The sequence below is a fragment of the Micromonospora sp. LOL_013 genome, from assembly GCF_048060315.1.
Lineage (GTDB): Bacteria > Actinomycetota > Actinomycetes > Mycobacteriales > Micromonosporaceae > Micromonospora_E.
Genome location: NZ_JBHMIQ010000029.1, coordinates 73,448 through 88,893, shown reverse-complemented (window position 1 = coordinate 88,893; position 15,446 = coordinate 73,448). Strand labels below are relative to the sequence as shown.

Sequence of the window (15,446 nt, the reverse complement as noted above, 5' to 3'; positions counted from 1 at the left end):
GCGACCGTGCAGGTCGCGGCGATCAACGAGTGGCTGTGACCGACTTTGATACACGCCCTAGCCGGGCTTGCTTTGCCGCCCTGTCTCACGAGGGCTGGGCCGGCTGGCGGAAGGCGTACTCGTGCCGGTCGAAGTCGATGGTCCAGGCGTACCTGCTCAGGAAGGCGTGCGACAGCAGACCGTCGATCCGTACGCCGCCGAACGACGCCCACGGTGCACGTCTACCCGGTGCGGTGGCTACGAACTGCCGCTGCTGCCGCAGCGGGCCGAGTGAGATCGGTGCGTCGGTGTCGAAGTGCGGGCCGGCGGCGCGGGCACGGGGGACTCCCCAGGAGCGGTACCGCCGGGCTGTCGCGTACAGGCAGGCCTGCCGGGGCGGCGATCCGTCGTCGCCCCGGACGACGCACGCGAGCCCGGAGTCGATGAAATAGTTGAGATCCTGGCGGTCGCCGAAACCGCCACGGGCGAACATGTAATGGTCACTCCACAGGTGGAACGGAATGCGTGCGGCCTCGGGCCAAGTGCCGAGCAACGCCTGATGCGTGGCTGACCCGCCGGGGTCGCGACGGGGCGACAGGAGCAGCCGTTCGCCGGGGTAGTCGACGGTGGAGAGAAACCGCTGCAGCACGTTGGTGCCGATGACCACTACATCCTGGCCGCCTTTCAACGTGGGCATCGCCTCGACGGGCACGTTGGTCAGCGTGGCGTCGCCGAGGGTCAGCTCGTGGGCGAGCCCGGTGTAGCTGTCGGCGCGGGTGGTGCCGTGGTAGTGCCGGCCGGTGGCGACGAGCCGGATGCCGAGCGCGTCGGCGCGCGGGGTGCCCATGACGAGGAAAGGTCCGCCGGTGTCGATGACGGCGTTCACCTGGTGGCCGTCGATGGTCGCGGCCACCGCCGGCAGGTACGGCGCCAACGCGTGGTCGGCGAACGGCAGTGTCGTGGTGCGGCCGAGGCTGCTTGTCAGCGGGTGGTCCACTCGCAGCTGAAGGTCCGGCGCTGTCGGTCGTCGCGGCCGTCGCCGGCGCAGGTACGCCGCCGCTTCGGCTGGTCTGTCCAGATGCAGCAGGGCCTGCGCGACGAGCCCGTCCAACCGCCTGAAGCCCAGCGGCCCTGGTCGCAGCGTCGCGTGGTGTGCCAGCGCCTGTTCGTAGCGTCCGCACACGTAGTCGGTGAGGAACAGCAGGTGCGCGCGTTGCCGAGGGCTCACCTGCGTCGCCAGCCGTTCGACCTCGCTGACGTCCCCCCGGGTCCACGCCCGCCACGCGGCGCGGGCGGACCCACTCGGCAGCAGCCCTCGGTGCCGGCTCACCGCTCCTCCTGCGCTGGCGGCGGTTGGCCGCCGGTGCCGAGGTCGGAAGTTGCGGCGATGATGGTCAGCAGAGGGATGACTGCTCGCGGGGTCAGCTCGTACTCGCCACGGCGGGGCTGGGCGAGCAGGCCGGCCGTCTGCAGGACGCGCAGATGGTGGTAGAGGTGTCCGGTCGAACTTTCGCCGAGCACCTCCTGCAGCTGCGTACGGGTGCGTGGCGCGCCGAGCAGTGCGGCGAGCAGGGCCAGGCGTGCCGGGCTGCCGAGGGATTCGAGCGTGCCGGCGGCGGCTGCCCAGTCGGCGGCGGCGAGATCCTGGACGCGATGCTCCATGACCCACTGGTATTCGCGGCGGCCGAAACCGGCTGCCCCCGCATAGGTGATCGAGCCGGTCTCCGTCGGCTCTCCGGATGCCTCGGCACGCTGCTCACGTAGCCGGTCGAGCAGCCCCAACGCTTCGCTTCCGGCTGCTCGACCGGTGCCTGACCCACCGCCGCCCCGGGCTGCCGCCGTTTCCAACTGCTCGACGCGCCGCTCCAGCGCGGCGATCCGCAGTTCCGTTGAATCCGATGCCACCCGGTCACCCCTGATCGTTGTTCCGGAATTTCGTACTAGCGTACAAAGTCGGCTGCAACGCTGTCAACGACGCCCCCCGCGCGGGCGGTAACCCCGACGGCGGAGGCGGAAACAGACCAGGCATGGACGACGATCGGAGACGATTCGCGGAGCTGTTCCGACGGCACTACGGCGCGGTGATGCGGTACGCGGCCCGCCGGGTCGGCCGGGAACGTGCGCCGGACCTCGTCAGCGAGGCGTTCCTCGTCGCCTGGCGACGCCTGCCGGACGTGCCGGACACCGACCCCCTGCCCTGGCTGTACGCGACGACCCGGCACCTGATCGGCAACGAGATCCGGGGCCGGGACCGGCAGGCGAGGCTGGCGTCCCGGCTGGGCGCGATCGCCGAGACGGTCACGGCCGACCATGCCGATGCCGTGGTCGACCAGGTCCGGGTCCGCCGCGCGCTGGCACAACTGTCCGAAACGGACCAGGAGGCGCTGCGGCTGGCCGCCTGGGAAGGACTCGACGCCACCGCCGCCGCCACCGCCATGGGGTGCAGTCGTACCGCGTACAAGGTGCGGTTGTTCCGGGCCCGGCGGCGGCTGGCGGCCGCGTTGGAACCGGCCCCGACCAGGAGGCCGGCGGACGCCGAGCTCTCCCCGCTGACTCACGAAGGAGGATCATGATGGAAACCGATCGACTGATGCGCGACGCGGATCCAGTCGCTGACTGGCGGGTGGACGCCGAGTCGCCGCAGGCTGCGGCGATGCTGGCCGGCATCCTCGCGCAACCCCGGTCCGACGTCGCGCAACCGTCCGGCATGCCGGCGGTACGGCGACAGCCCGCCGCTGTTCGTCGGGTGCGGCACCGGCGGCTCGCGTTCGGCGGGGCTGCCGCCGCAGCGGTGGCGGTGGCCCTCGCGGCGTCGACGGTCTGGCTCGACGGCCCCGGCGGGGCCACCCCCGCCTACGCGGTGACCGCCAACCCGGACGGCTCGGTAGGACTGATGGTCGACTGGGACCGGCTCAACGACCCGGCCGGTCTTGCCGCCGACCTGCGCCAGGCCGGCGTACCAACCGAGCTGCGTTACGCCAGAGACGCTCAGCCGGTAGCTGTCTGCCTCGATTCGGCAGGGCAACAACGAGCAGACGCAGCTCTCACCAGCAGGAGCCGCAGCGAAAGGACAGCCCTCGCCGATGGGTATCGCATACGGCCAGAACTGTTCCCCGATGGGAGCGTCATGGTCGTCTCCACATTCTCCGATTCCGCTACGCAAGTGACCTACACGATGCTCTATCTCGCGCCCGCCGATGACACCTCCTGTACATATCTCGGCTCGCGCGTGAGCACCCGATACACCAAACCCGGGATGCGCCCAGAGGAGTGAGCGAGGGCTGTGCGTCGAGGTGAGGCTGACGCACCTCAAAATCGCGTTTGAGGTGCGTCAGCCTCACCTCGATGGCTAGTCTCGGGCGTGCGGGCAACGCCCGTCACGGGTCGAGGAAAGCCAGCGCTACGACCGCGATGTCGTCGCGGCAGCGGAAGGCGCGTTCGCCCGCATACACGACAACTCCATCGATCAGTTCCTTGCCGATGCGGTCACGGAGCCAGTGCAGATGCTTGGTGTCGGTGTCCTCGACGCGATAGGCCAGCTTGCCTTCGACACCCAGCACCCGGCCGTCCGCGTGTCGAGCGAGCAGGTCCACCTCTGCTCTACCAACGCAGGTCGCTTAGAGGGTGTTTGCGATAGGTGTCAGTCGGGCCAGTCGTAGGCGCGGCGTTGTTGTCGGCGGGCCGGGCCGCCGCGGGTCAACCGGCGCAGCATCTGGTTGATCGCCGCCCACCGGACCATCGCCTCCGACACCGCCGGATCACGCTCGTAGTCCCGCGCCAACCGGCGATGCGCCGTCAACCACGCCAGACTGCGCTCGACCACCCACCTGCGCGGATGCACCACGAATCCCCGCTGCCCGGCAGGCTTACGCACAATGTCCACCGTGGTCGACACCACCCGCCGCGCCCACTCCACGAACCCGCCGGCGAAGCCCTGATCAGCGAACACGTACCGCATCGACGGCACCGCCGCCACCGCCGCGACCAGCGCACCCCGACCACCATCGCGGTCCTGCCACGACGCCGCCAGGACCCACACCGTCACCAGCAGCCCCATCGTGTCGGTCACCACAAACCGCTTCCGACCGTTGATCTTCTTCCCCGCGTCGTACCCACGGCTGTCGGACCCGACGGTGTCCGCGCCCTTCACACTCTGCGAGTCGATGATCCCCGCCGACGGGTCCGGATCACGCCCGGCCTGGAGGCGGACCTCCTCGCGCAGCCGGTCGACGATCCGCTCGGTCACCCGCCGCTGTTCCCACTTGCGGTACTGCCCGTACACCGTCTCCCACGGCGGGAAGTCCGCCGGCAACTGCCGCCACGAGCAGCCGGTCCGCACCACGTACAGGATCGCGTCGACGATGTCCCGACGCGGATGCTTCGGCGGGCGCCCGGGCTCCTTGATCAACGGGAGCATCGGCTCGATGATCTCCCACTGGGCGTCGGTCAGGTCCGAGGGGTAGGTAGGGGTTCGCGCCACACCAGGTACATCGACCCAACCCCATCCCCACCAACGGACACGCCGTCCGACACACCTATCGCAAACACTCACTTACTCTGCCGAACGCAGGCTCCGCTACCTTCGAGGAGCACGGGAGCTGACAGCGTCGGGTCCGCCGTCAGCGCAATCGTTGCCGGCGGCCGTCGAGCTGGGGAAGAGCGGGAGCTGTCGCCGCTGGCGGGCGGTGTCCCGGCCGATCACCAACTCGGCAGTACGGCGGCAACGAGCAATCTGTGTCTGCCCATGAGGTCTCCCCATCGCTCCATCAGCGTCGCTGGACGGCGGTACGGTGACCTCATGCGGGCTGTCCGGATTGGGCTACCCATCGCCGTGCTGTTCGTGGTCGCCAGCGCGGCTGCGGTCGCCGTACCGCTGGTGCGGGCCAGCATGTCGGCAAGCGAGCCGGATGAGCGGCCTGCTGCGGCTGTCGAGCAGTTCGTGTGTGCCCAGGTGGCGTCCAGCGTCGATGACTACTGCGATCGCATCGCCGAGGATCTCGGCCGGCGTACGCCGGTGACCGACGACGAGCGGGTAGCGGCGCAGCCGCGCCGGCAGGCGTTGCTGGACGACTTCGTCCGCGAGTTCGGCGTGGATTGTCCCGGGCCGTTGGAGCACTGTCGGCTCCCGGCCACCACACCGGAGGCGGTCCGACAGGCGCCGATCGCTGCCGGCTTCACCGACCCGGCGGTACGGCCAGCCAGGTACACCGACCCGGCCCCGGCGGGGACGATCCTGTACGCCGTACCGGTCGGGCGTGCCTGCCTGGTTGGCTACGTCCAGTCGGAAACCGCCGCGCCACCACCCCTCATTGTGGGCCGCCTGTCCGACGACGCCTGTCTGTCGCCGTAACGAGCCACGCTTGACCACCGAACAAGCGGTTCCGGTGGCCGCCGAACCAGGAAGGTGCGGTCTCCACCCGAGGTTGTCGGGCGTACCTGTCGCTGGGATGTCGGCCCAGCAGGCGGAACGACACGTGAGTATCTATCACATTCTTTGCCTGTCAGGATCTGGGCACCTGCGAAAGATCGGTCTCGATAGCGAGCCAATCATCTGACCATTGTGTCTCTTCGTACGAGGCTCTCGCGCTGGTCGGACGATGAAACCTGGCTGGTGGCATAATGGAGACTTCTGCGATATCGGGCAGTCTTGCCGGGTGACGAGCTTCAGCCAGCAAAGCGATGTGGGTAGTGGACGGAGCCGAAGGGGGCCCGAGAGTCATGGCGGGGCCGAGGCTGCGGCTACCGGTGGATGGTCGCTGACCGATTCGGAATGTAAGCAGATAGCCAGAGCGCACGTCGCGAAGGCAGCTGCTAATTCCCTGAGCCAACGCGAACTCGCCGAGCAGTTGCTTCGACTGCCTGCCCACGGCCTGGTTCGGGTGCAGCGAAATCTGAAGGTGCGTACGGGTGCCTCCATGCAGGTGATCGCTCAGGCGATGCAGACCAGGCTGGTCAAGGAGCCGGAGCAGACCGTCGCTGAGGCGCTGCACGACGCGCTCTCCCCCGCAGTGCATGCGACGGCCGCGACGAGTGCCCTGTCAGAGGGGCAACTCAGCGCGCTGCTCCGTGGTGACCTGACCCGCGTTGACTATCTCGCTGTCGATGGGGTCCAAGCTGTAGCGCGGGACATCCAGATCATCGGACGGACTTCCTTGGTGCGCGCCGTTGCCTGGTCATCGATGGTTAGCAGCGGTCACGCGGGAGCGGTAGCGGCCCTCGCCTGGCTGATCGCGGAGCCTCCAGACTTTTGGAGCGACAGGCATCGTCAGGTCGCCGCCGAAGTCTGGCTTCGCGTTCGTCGGCGATGCCCGATGCTTCCGGAGAATCCCGTTTCGTTGACGCAGCTCACTGAGCTGCTCGCGGCGGTAGATCCTGACGCGGTGTCGACGGTGGCCGAGCAGGAGGATTCCCTGCCGTCGGCGGATCAGCTGGTCGATCTGGTGCAACGCGGCGAGCGGATCGAGGCGGAGGCGGCATCCGTCCGATCGGTCGAGCTCGCGGCTGTCGATCTCGCATTCGCCCGAGGTGTTCCGCCGAGCGACGCGGTGCTCGCCCGCATCGCTGAAGTGGCCGCCGGCATCCGCAACTACCTCGATGAGGCGGTGGCGGTCGTCGACCTGCCTTCAGCTGAGTCACTCGCCGATGTTCGCCAGCAGTTGATCGCTGCGTCGGAGGCGGAGGCCCGCCGTGCTCGGATCACGAGAATCCGCCGACTGACGGAGATTGTCGCGCCCGATTTTGCTGCTGAGCAGGCCGCCCAGGTTGCGGACTTCGCGAACTCGGTCACCGCTGAGACAGACTCGAAAATCCTCGCCGGGCTGGACGCGCTGGTAACCGCAATCGAGGTGGGGCCCGAGGATCTGCAAGGGCGTATGGAGAAGTTGTCGGTCGCGCAGGCCGCGCTGCCACAGCTGGCAATGGCGATGACCTATGCGGCCTCCGGTCTCTTCACGTTCGCCGGCGTCACCGGTGCAGGCAGCCACGACAACCGGGAGACGGCGGACTCTGGCCGGACCGAGGACGGTTCGGACGCCTCGGGGAAGGTCCCCGGCGACGGGCCCCGTACGTCAGGGACGGACGACGTTCCTGATCCGCTTGCGGGGGCTCCCGCCGTCGAGCCGGTGACCCCGACGGCGGCTGCCGAGAACCAGCCCCAGACAGTGGAGCCACCTGTCGCCGAACGCGGTGAAGGGCACATGCTGCAGGACCAGTGGTCGGCCGGGCTCGTTTCCGCCAGCTCGGCACCTCCCGATCTGGACGAGGTGCTGGCCACGCTCGACCTGCGGGCACCGGCACCAGTGTCGATTCCCGGACCGCGTAACGCTGCGGCTTATCACCCCGTGTCGGAAGTGACCGATCGGCCTTCGGGTCCGGAAGCGGTGGGCGAGGTCGACCACGTCGATGCGGATGGACAGTACGCCTCCCTGCTGGGTGACCAGCAGTATGCGTTGGTGTACTGGCTGGTCGTGGCCGAGGGTCAGCCCGCGCCGGTCGCCGCTGCGCATCGGCTCATCGCCCACGCTGCGGCGATCCGGAGCTCCGCTGGGCCGAACGCGGCGGCGTTCGCAGAGACGGTCCAGCTTCTGGACGCGAACTCGCTGGCGGACCGTCCCGACGCGCAGATGCTGGTGTTCGCTGCTTCGGTTCGGGCCGGGCTGCTGTCGCCGACCGCAGGAGCGGCCGGTCCGCTGCGGGAGCTCACGACCAGTGTCGTCAAGGCCGGCCCTGCGGTGGAAGCCCTTGCCGAGGCGTTGTTGGGCGCGATATACAGTGGCGTCTATCTTAACCCTCGTCGTGCCGGGGTGATTGCGGAGGCCGCTGAGGTGGAGGCGGCGCACGAGCAGCTCGCCCGCTCCGCGCTGCACTACATGGACTCTGCTCGGTCGCGGACCATCCGGTACCAGGCTGCCACCGAGCTGTGGCAGTCCTGGATGGCGCCATCCGGGTATCTCGGTGCGCCGCTTTCGGTTGTCGCGAGAGGCTCACACGACAAGGACGACCTCACGTTCGTCCGGGACCGGATCGGTGTCCTACGGTCACGACAGACACTCGATGCGCAGCTGGACCGGGACACCCGGGGCGCGGGGAAGCGGAAGCGCCGTATCGAGGCGCGTGCGAGGGAGAAGCTTCTCGCCTGGACCGGTGAGGTCACCGACCTCCTGGTCGAGTGGGTTGCCGCGACGGAGAATCTCAGCGATCCGGCTGCCCGATCCTGGATGGCGGATCCGATCACAGAGCTGCGGACCAAGGTGAACATGGTCCGGGAAAGTGCCATCGAGCAGTTGCTGGCCGGATCCGGCTCTGGGGACGTGCGCCGAGAGGCTGTGGTGGACGCCTCGGTGGCGATGCTGCGCGAGGCACTGGCGCTGCTCGACGGCTCGGCCAGTCTGAAAGGTGCCGAGCAGCCGTCGGAGCGGCTGTTGAACGGGATGCTGGCGTTGGCTCCTGATCTGCCGCTGGACGCCCGGCTGCAGCCGAGGCGCCAGGTCTCAGTTGTCGACGTCACCGCCGCCTTCGCGCACCTCAACCGAGGAACCGACGGCTGGGAGCAGGCTTTCGAGGCACGCGCCGCCCGTGGCGATCAGGTCGGGGCACAGATTCTCGTCGAGATGCTGCGGCCGTACGACCCGCACTTCGCGCAAGGGTTGACGTCCCGACGCGAGGCAGCGATCGGGCGGTCGACCGAGCGCCTCGACGACGAGATCGCCAGGTTGGTCGCCACGTTGGACTCGGACCGCCGGTTCGGTCGGCTCACCGCCGAGCTGTGGTCCGACCTGTCGGCTCGGGTCCGGGCCTACTCGGCAGGTGTCCGTGCTGCCCGCCAGGACTTCGACGTGATGCTCGACGAACTGCGAAAGCTCGACGAGGAGCGCGCGGCGGAGGTGTCAACGGCGGTCGGAGAGGTCCGACGGTTGCTGGACGAGGTCCCTGACGAGGCCGCGGCCACGCGTATCGCGAGTCGTATCGATGAGGGCGACCTGACGACCGCCCACGAGTATCTCGAAACTGTCCGTCACGGTCGAAGCCTGCCTGGGCCGCATGACGATGTGGATCATCTTGGGTTGTTCTACTCCGGCTTTCTGGCGGCTCTCACCGGTGATCGGGCATCCCGGCGTTCCTCGCCGCTGGTGGAGTTGCGACGGGCGATCGAGGCGGGGCGCAATCCGAGCGAGGGCAGGATAGCTGTTGCGCTGAGTACCGCAGGCATCGACCTGTCGCAGCTCGACCGCCCGCGTAACGCGGCGACCCGGATCGGCCAATGGACGGTGCTCACCGACTCAAAGAACCTGGACGGCAGCAAGGTCGGTGCGGTCAAGTCCGTCCTCGAACAGCTCGGGTTCCTGGCCCGTGATGCGACGGTGCACAACCAGATCTACGACCGGTGGTCCTGGATCTACCTTTCCAGCGTCCGGGCTACCTCGGGGAACGCGCTGATCCCCGCGTTCGGCACCGCGATGAGCCCGTCGGGCGACACGTTGCGGGTGCTCGTGGTCCGCCGGTCGCCGACCCCGCAGGAACTGGTGGAGCTGCTGCGCAACGAACCGCCGGACCACGCGGTCGTCGTGCTGTATCTCGGCATCCTCGATGTCACGGCGAGACGGGATCTGGCGACAGCATTCCGCAGCGGCCGGAAGCTACCGGCCGTCGCGGTGGTCGACGAGGTGGCCTTCGCATACCTGGTGGCCCAGCCGGAGCCGGGCCGGCACATCACGATGGCGATCACCCTCCCGTTCACCTGGGCCACCCCGTTCACGCCGGACGTCGCCGGGCTGGTTCCACAGGAGATGTTCTACGGGCGTACCGACGAACGGGACCGGGTCGTCGACATGATGGGCCCGTGCATCGTGTACGGCGGCCGGCAGTTGGGCAAGTCGGCGCTGCTGAGGGCCGCCGCGCGCGATTTCGAGGACGGTGGAGCGCGGCACGCGATCTACCAGTCGATCTACAAGGTCGGTCAGGCGACCCCGGTCGACGCGGTCTGGACGACGCTGTGGCCACGACTGGCGGACAAGGGGATAGTGCCCCGCGACCTGCCATCCGGTGACATCGCCGAGGAGCTCACCAACCGTGTCTCGGCGTGGATCGGTGGACAATCGGGTCGACAGCTGCTGCTCCTGCTCGACGAATCGGATTCGTTTCTGGACGCGGACGCCACCGACGGCAAGTTCGCTCACGTCACCCGGTTCAAGGATCTGATGGAGAGCACCGGCCGGGCGGTGAAGGTCGTCTTCGCCGGCCTGCATCAGACGGCCAGGTTCGAGCGGCTGGCGAATCACCCACTCGCGCACTTCGGGGACCCGGTCTGCGTCGGCCCGCTGGCACCGCAGCCGGCCTACGACCTGCTGACCCGACCGTTGGAGGCGCTGGGCCTGCGGTTCGAGAACCACGACCACGCCTCCCGGGTACTGGCGTTGGCCAACAACCAGCCGGCGTTGATCCAGCTGTTCGGCGCTCAGCTGCTGCGCAACCTGCAGCGGACCCCGGCGTCGGGTGTGCTGCCGCAGGCGGTGACGCTCGACGACATCGAAGCGGTCTGGGCCGACGCCTCGCTGCGGACATCGTTCCGCAAGCGGTTCGACTGGACCTTGAACCTGGATCCGAGGTACAAGGTGATCGCCTACAGCGTCGCCTACCACACCCATGACAACGGTGTCGGCTCCGCGCTCACAGCGGCGCAGCTGCGAGCCGAGTGCGAACACTGGTGGCTGAAGGGCTTCGCGGCACAGGACATGCGGGCCGGCGAGTTCCGTGCTCTGCTCGACGAGTGCGTCGACCTCGGGGTGCTGTCCTACATCAAGGGCAGGTACCGGCTGCGTACCCCGAATCTGCACGACCTGCTGGGCACTCAGGAGGAGGTGGACGAGTTCCTCGCCCAGGCCGACTCGATGCCGCTTCCGGAGAGTTTCGACGCGAGCATGATGCGCCCGCAGTTCGGCAGCGGTGTCACCCGGGGCCCGCTCACCTCCTCGCAGATCGCCGACCTGTTGGCGCCGCGTCGCCAGGTCCGTCTGATCGTCGGTTCCGCGGCGCTGACCGTCGAGCGGTGCGCAAAGGTGCTACAGGAGGAGAAGGAAAAGGCGTACCACTCCGGAAGGCTCGGTACCCATCTGCGAGACGCCACGCCGATGACGTTGCGTCACGCATGCCAGCAGGCCACGCTGAAGTCGGCGGGTGGGCACGCCGTGGTGTACGTCGATGTGAGCGACGCCACGGTCGACGTCGCGCGGGAGACCTGGCGTACCGCACGCGAAATTATCGCCACGCGGACCGGGGGCACGTTGGGGATCGTCCTGATCTCCGGGGTGGCGCAGGCACCGTTGTGGCTGGAGGCGCAGGAGCAGTCCGACATGTCATGCGGGGTCACCGGTCTGCGTCGGTACGGCCGCACCGACCTCCGGTTGTGGCTTACCGACACGACGCTGCCGTTCCAGGACGACGCTACCCGCAACGAACTGTTGGCGGTCACCGGCGGCTGGCCGGTGCGGATCAACAAGGTCGCTGAGGCGTTGACTGAAGACCATGAGCTGCACACCCGGACGGATCCACTCGACCGGGTACGGGCAGAGTTCTCGTCGATCGAGCATGCCGAGGCGTTGGTCGCGGCCAGCGGGGTACGCAGCGACGAGGTGCTGCGACAGGCATGGGAGACGCTGGTCGCGGAGCACTACGACGATCGGATCGACCCGGAGACGATCGCGTGGGCGCTGACCGAGCACGCGGTGAACAGTGAGGTGGACCGGGGCTGCCTCACCGAAGAGTATCTGGCGCAGACCCCGTACAAGGACGCGGCCGGGGTGGTCGAGGTGCTGCGGATTCTCGGCCTGCTCATTCTGGATCCGGCGGACGGTCTGCTGCACCTGGAACCGGTGATGGCCGCAGCGACCCGGGCTGTCGGCGGATGAGCCGTACGTCGCAGCAGCTGCTCGACGAACTGATCGGTGAAGCTGCCCGGGTAGCGGTGACCAGTTCCCGCTTCGCGGACCATCAGGCTGACCCGGCGGCCTTCGCGGAGGCAAACCGGGGTCAGCTGCTGCTGCTCATCGTCCGGTACCCGAAGCTGCGAACCGCCCTCGCCGACCAGTACGCGGACCGTCTCGCCGGGGCCGATCCGCTGCTGCGGCAGCTGACCGGGGCTGATCCGGTCGTCGCCAGTGCGGCGGCCGCTGCGTTGGCCGACCGCAAGGTCCTGCTCCCGCAGCCACGGTCGAAGAAGTCGGAGAAGCCGTCATCGACCGCTGACGAACGGCGGATCGCCAGGCTGCGACGCGACATCGAGGAGTCACGTGGGGCCCGTGACCGGGCACGTGGTCAGCGTGACTGGGCGACCCGGGAACGTGACGAGGCCAGGCGACAGCTCGACGCGGCGTTGACCGACCGGGACGACGCCCTTACGGTCGTCGAGTCGCTACGGGCGCAGCTGTCGATGGCACGCCGGGAGGTAGCGGCGCTGACCGCTGACGTCGCGCATGCCGCCGGTGTCCTGGTAGAGGTGGCCGCGCCGGTCGATGCGACGCCCGCGATCGACGTCGACCCGCGCGAGACGGCGCAAGCCAGGGTGCCGGTTCATCCGCAGGACGCCCGCCTGGTCGCGGCACTTGACGCCGGCAAGGTCGATCGCGAGTCGTTTCTCCAGGTGATGAGGGCGCTGCAAATGCCCTGGCCGCCGCCGTCGCCGCAGTTCAGCGCTGCTACCAGAGACCGCGAACTGACGGTGAAGCCGCTCGGCGGCGGCACCGAGATCGGCGGCTCCTGCCTGCTGGTGGAGGTCGGCGACGTACGTCTGTTGGTCGATGCCGGGATGCGGCCCCGCCAGCCGCTCGACCGGTCGGGTCCGCCGCTCATCGGCGAGGTGCGCGGTGGCCGGCTCGACGCCGTCGTGGTCACGCACGCCCATCATGACCACGCGGGCTACGTGCCGGCTCTCGTCGCCGACCATCCTGGTCTGGCTGTCTACTGCACCGCGGACACGGCGGCGTTGCTGCCGACGATGTGGGCGGACTCGGTCCGGGTGTTCGACCGCCGGGTGGCGCGGACGCCACCCGGCGGGCCGGAACTCCCGCTGGCTCCGTACAGCCAGGCGGAGGTCGATCAGGCTCAACGGCGTCTCCGTCCGTTGGGCTTCGGCGCGTCGGCCGAGATCGCCGCCGGGATCACGATCGAACTGTTTCCCGCCGGGCACATCCTCGGCGCCGCCGGGGTGGTGGTCACCGCTGGCGAGAGCAGGCTGACCGTCACCGGTGACGTGTCGAACCAGGCCCAGACCACCGTGCCCGGCCTGATCGTCCCGCAGTCGGCGCAGGGGTGCGGACTTCTGGTCATCGAGTCGACCCACTGCCAGCGCAACACCAACCGGGAAGCGGAGGTGGAGCAGTTCCTGGCGACGGTGCAGGAGACGGTGGCTTCCGGCGGACGGGTGCTGGTGCCGGCGTTCGCGTTGGGCCGGGCACAGGAGGTGGCGTTGACGTTGCGCCGGCGCCTGCCGGACGTACCGGTGCTGCTCGACGGGCTGGCCAAGGAGGTCGCCCGGATCTACGAACAGCAGACCGAGATGCGTCCGGACCCGCTGTACATCTACGGCGACCAGGTGCGGGAGGTACCGGCGACCCAGCGCGGCGAGCTCATCGCGTCATTCCGGCGCGGCGTCATCATCACGACGTCGGGCATGCTCACCGCCGGGCCGGCGGTGCAGTGGGCACGCGCCGTGCTGCCCGACCCGAACGCAGCCCTGCTGTTGGTCGGCTACCAGGACGAGGAGTCGCCGGGAGCGGCGTTGCTGGCGTTGTCGAAGGACAGCCGGGCCGGTTTCGAACTCAACGGCGCCCGGGTCGAGGTCAACGCGCAGGTGTCGAAGGCCGGTCTGTCGGCGCACGCCGACCGCCGCGGCCTGACGTCGATCGTCCGCACCGTCGGCGCGGAGGATGTGATGCTGGTGCACGGGTTCCCAGCTGCCCAGCGGGAGTTCACGGAGCACCTCACCCGGCTGGGTCACCGGGTGGTGAGGACCGGACGGTGGCAGCAGCGACGCTGAGTCGCTCCCGACGAGCATCGTCACACGTGGTCCCATACCTCGGGTAGGCGCTGCCACTCGTCCACCAGGACCGGCCCCGGCAGGCGGATCAGGATCGACGGGTCGGCCGTGACGATCTCGCGCTGGGCGGCCAGACTGAGATCGATGACCGATGCGGTTCGTTGCATCGCCGTCGAGGAGCACGGGTGGCGATGTGCGAGGGAACCTCCATGGCTGTCTCGGGCCGATTTGACGACAATGACGGTTCCCTCGTCTGCCCACAGGCCAACCTTGTACAGGCTGATCAATCGGTGTCGCTGGCAGCCAGTACCGCCAGTCGCCGCCGGTCCGGTGACACGACTGCCAGACCGATATCCCAGGCGATACGGTCGAACCACGCGGTGGCACCGGCGAACGAATACCACGAGCAGCGATGTGCCAGTGCTTCGACATCACCGGCCGATGCGCCATTCGCAGCGCCGACCAGCGCCGCGACCGACCGCCACGCCAGCAGCCTTCCGTACGCTCCAAACTCGCCACGGTTGTACGCGCCGCCGGTCGACGCCGCTGCGAACAACTGCCGCCACGCCTGCGGCGGCGAGCATGTGCCGAGCCCCGTCGTCAGGCCCAGGGTGCACTCCAGGTCAACGCTCACCAGCGCATCGCCGACGGCGTCCGGCGGGAGGTCGTCGTCGAACGCGAACGTCTGTGCCTCGATACGGCCGTTGGATCCGGTGGCCCAGTTGTCGACCGCCGCGCTGAGCGCCGCAGCCTCGCCAGACGTGGTCGTCTCCTGCCACCGGGGGACAGGACAGTGCCCGTGCACGGGCTCCGCCGCCATGGCCGGCAGGTCATGGCTGCCCCCGCCGTGGTGGTACCTGGGGCGGCTGGGGTGCCCTTCGATCGGCGTCAACGACAACGGCAGCCAGCCGAGCGGATGTTGGCGCCGGTGCGGCGAGACAACCCACCGGTGATGCACCTCGGCACCGCGCAACACCAGTTCCTGCAGCAGACAGGCCCGCAACTCCTCCGACCCGTCCGCATCGAACACGGCAGCCAGGTCTGCGGCGGTATGTGCCGAAGCGAGCAGGGACGCGGCGTACCGGATCTGGCGGCGGTCCTGCACGACGGCGATCAACCGGACGGCCTGGTCGATCGCCCCTGGCGTCAGAGTCAGCAGCCGCAGTGTCCGATCGAAGACGCTGCGGTGCTGCCACGGCACTGTCGTATCGCCCCCGTAGCTGCGCCACACCGCGATGCCGAGGTCCGCGACGAAGCTCGCGTCGCCGGTCCGGAGACGCCTCTCGGCGAGCGCCAGGACTGCCGTCACGTCGCCCAACCCGGCGAGGCCGGCCACCATGCTCCGGGGATCGTCATCCACGCCGAGAACTCTAGCCAGCGTTCACCCGCTGCACCGGACGGGCGATCGGCGTACGGGCGGATCGTTGCTACCGTCGGT

11 protein-coding genes are annotated in these 15,446 nt (G+C 68.9%); 5 read left to right on the top strand and 6 right to left on the bottom strand.

Annotated elements, in window-relative coordinates:
* Positions 1 to 85: 85 nt before the first annotated feature.
* Entirely contained in the window at positions 86 to 1,309 is a 1,224-nt protein-coding gene (locus ACFHWS_RS19780) for a retropepsin-like aspartic protease (protein WP_416568754.1), read from the bottom strand.
* Complete coding sequence (locus ACFHWS_RS19775) at positions 1,306 to 1,884, bottom strand: helix-turn-helix domain-containing protein (protein WP_282232523.1); 579 nt, start codon at positions 1,882 to 1,884, stop codon at positions 1,306 to 1,308. Before ACFHWS_RS19775 ends, ACFHWS_RS19780 begins: the two co-directional genes overlap by 4 nt.
* A 122-nt stretch (positions 1,885 to 2,006) precedes the next feature.
* Here ACFHWS_RS19775 and ACFHWS_RS19770 point away from each other — a divergent pair, with 122 nt between their 5' ends.
* On the top strand, positions 2,007 to 2,552 hold the full coding sequence (locus tag ACFHWS_RS19770) for an RNA polymerase sigma factor (protein WP_416568753.1): 546 nt from the start codon (positions 2,007 to 2,009) through the stop codon (positions 2,550 to 2,552).
* On the top strand, positions 2,549 to 3,253 hold the full coding sequence (locus ACFHWS_RS19765; RefSeq protein ID WP_282232521.1) for a hypothetical protein: 705 nt from the start codon (positions 2,549 to 2,551) through the stop codon (positions 3,251 to 3,253). Before ACFHWS_RS19770 ends, ACFHWS_RS19765 begins: the two co-directional genes overlap by 4 nt.
* A gap of 103 nt (positions 3,254 to 3,356) precedes the next feature.
* Here ACFHWS_RS19765 and ACFHWS_RS19760 read toward each other — a convergent pair whose 3' ends face one another.
* Together ACFHWS_RS19760 and ACFHWS_RS19755 are read right to left on the bottom strand one after the other, a co-directional pair.
* Complete coding sequence (locus ACFHWS_RS19760) at positions 3,357 to 3,572, bottom strand: hypothetical protein (protein WP_416568752.1); 216 nt, start codon at positions 3,570 to 3,572, stop codon at positions 3,357 to 3,359.
* 47 nt (positions 3,573 to 3,619) lie between these two features.
* Positions 3,620 to 4,459, bottom strand: a complete 840-nt coding sequence (locus ACFHWS_RS19755; RefSeq protein WP_282230447.1) for an IS5 family transposase — start codon at positions 4,457 to 4,459, stop codon at positions 3,620 to 3,622.
* A gap of 318 nt (positions 4,460 to 4,777) precedes the next feature.
* Between ACFHWS_RS19755 and ACFHWS_RS19750 the strand changes: the two genes are divergently transcribed.
* The 3 genes from ACFHWS_RS19750 (at position 4,778) to ACFHWS_RS19740 (ending at position 14,008) form a co-directional block, all read left to right on the top strand.
* Positions 4,778 to 5,329, top strand: coding sequence for a hypothetical protein (locus ACFHWS_RS19750; protein WP_416568751.1), 552 nt, complete (start codon positions 4,778 to 4,780; stop codon positions 5,327 to 5,329).
* Between the two features lie 985 nt (positions 5,330 to 6,314).
* Positions 6,315 to 11,882 (top strand): hypothetical protein, encoded by a 5,568-nt coding sequence (locus ACFHWS_RS19745; RefSeq protein WP_416568750.1) that lies wholly within the window; start codon positions 6,315 to 6,317, stop codon positions 11,880 to 11,882.
* Positions 11,879 to 14,008, top strand: coding sequence for an MBL fold metallo-hydrolase (locus tag ACFHWS_RS19740; RefSeq protein ID WP_416568749.1), 2,130 nt, complete (start codon positions 11,879 to 11,881; stop codon positions 14,006 to 14,008). The genes ACFHWS_RS19745 and ACFHWS_RS19740 overlap by 4 nt, the downstream gene beginning before the upstream one ends.
* A gap of 20 nt (positions 14,009 to 14,028) precedes the next feature.
* Here ACFHWS_RS19740 and ACFHWS_RS19735 read toward each other — a convergent pair whose 3' ends face one another.
* Both ACFHWS_RS19735 and ACFHWS_RS19730 read right to left on the bottom strand, forming a co-directional pair.
* Entirely contained in the window at positions 14,029 to 14,295 is a 267-nt protein-coding gene (locus ACFHWS_RS19735; RefSeq protein ID WP_416568748.1) for a hypothetical protein, read from the bottom strand.
* Complete coding sequence (locus ACFHWS_RS19730) at positions 14,292 to 15,368, bottom strand: DUF6183 family protein (protein WP_416568747.1); 1,077 nt, start codon at positions 15,366 to 15,368, stop codon at positions 14,292 to 14,294. Before ACFHWS_RS19730 ends, ACFHWS_RS19735 begins: the two co-directional genes overlap by 4 nt.
* Positions 15,369 to 15,446: the final 78 nt, after the last annotated feature.

What these genes read in the sequence shown, in the direction of transcription:
- ACFHWS_RS19765 (WP_282232521.1), top strand. Translation starts at nt 2,549, where the DNA reads ATGATGGAAACCGATCGACTGATGCGCGACGCGGATCCAGTCGCTGAC.
- ACFHWS_RS19750 (WP_416568751.1), top strand. Translation starts at nt 4,778, where the DNA reads ATGCGGGCTGTCCGGATTGGGCTACCCATCGCCGTGCTGTTCGTGGTC.
- ACFHWS_RS19770 (WP_416568753.1), top strand. Translation starts at nt 2,007, where the DNA reads ATGGACGACGATCGGAGACGATTCGCGGAGCTGTTCCGACGGCACTAC.
- ACFHWS_RS19740 (WP_416568749.1), top strand. Translation starts at nt 11,879, where the DNA reads ATGAGCCGTACGTCGCAGCAGCTGCTCGACGAACTGATCGGTGAAGCT.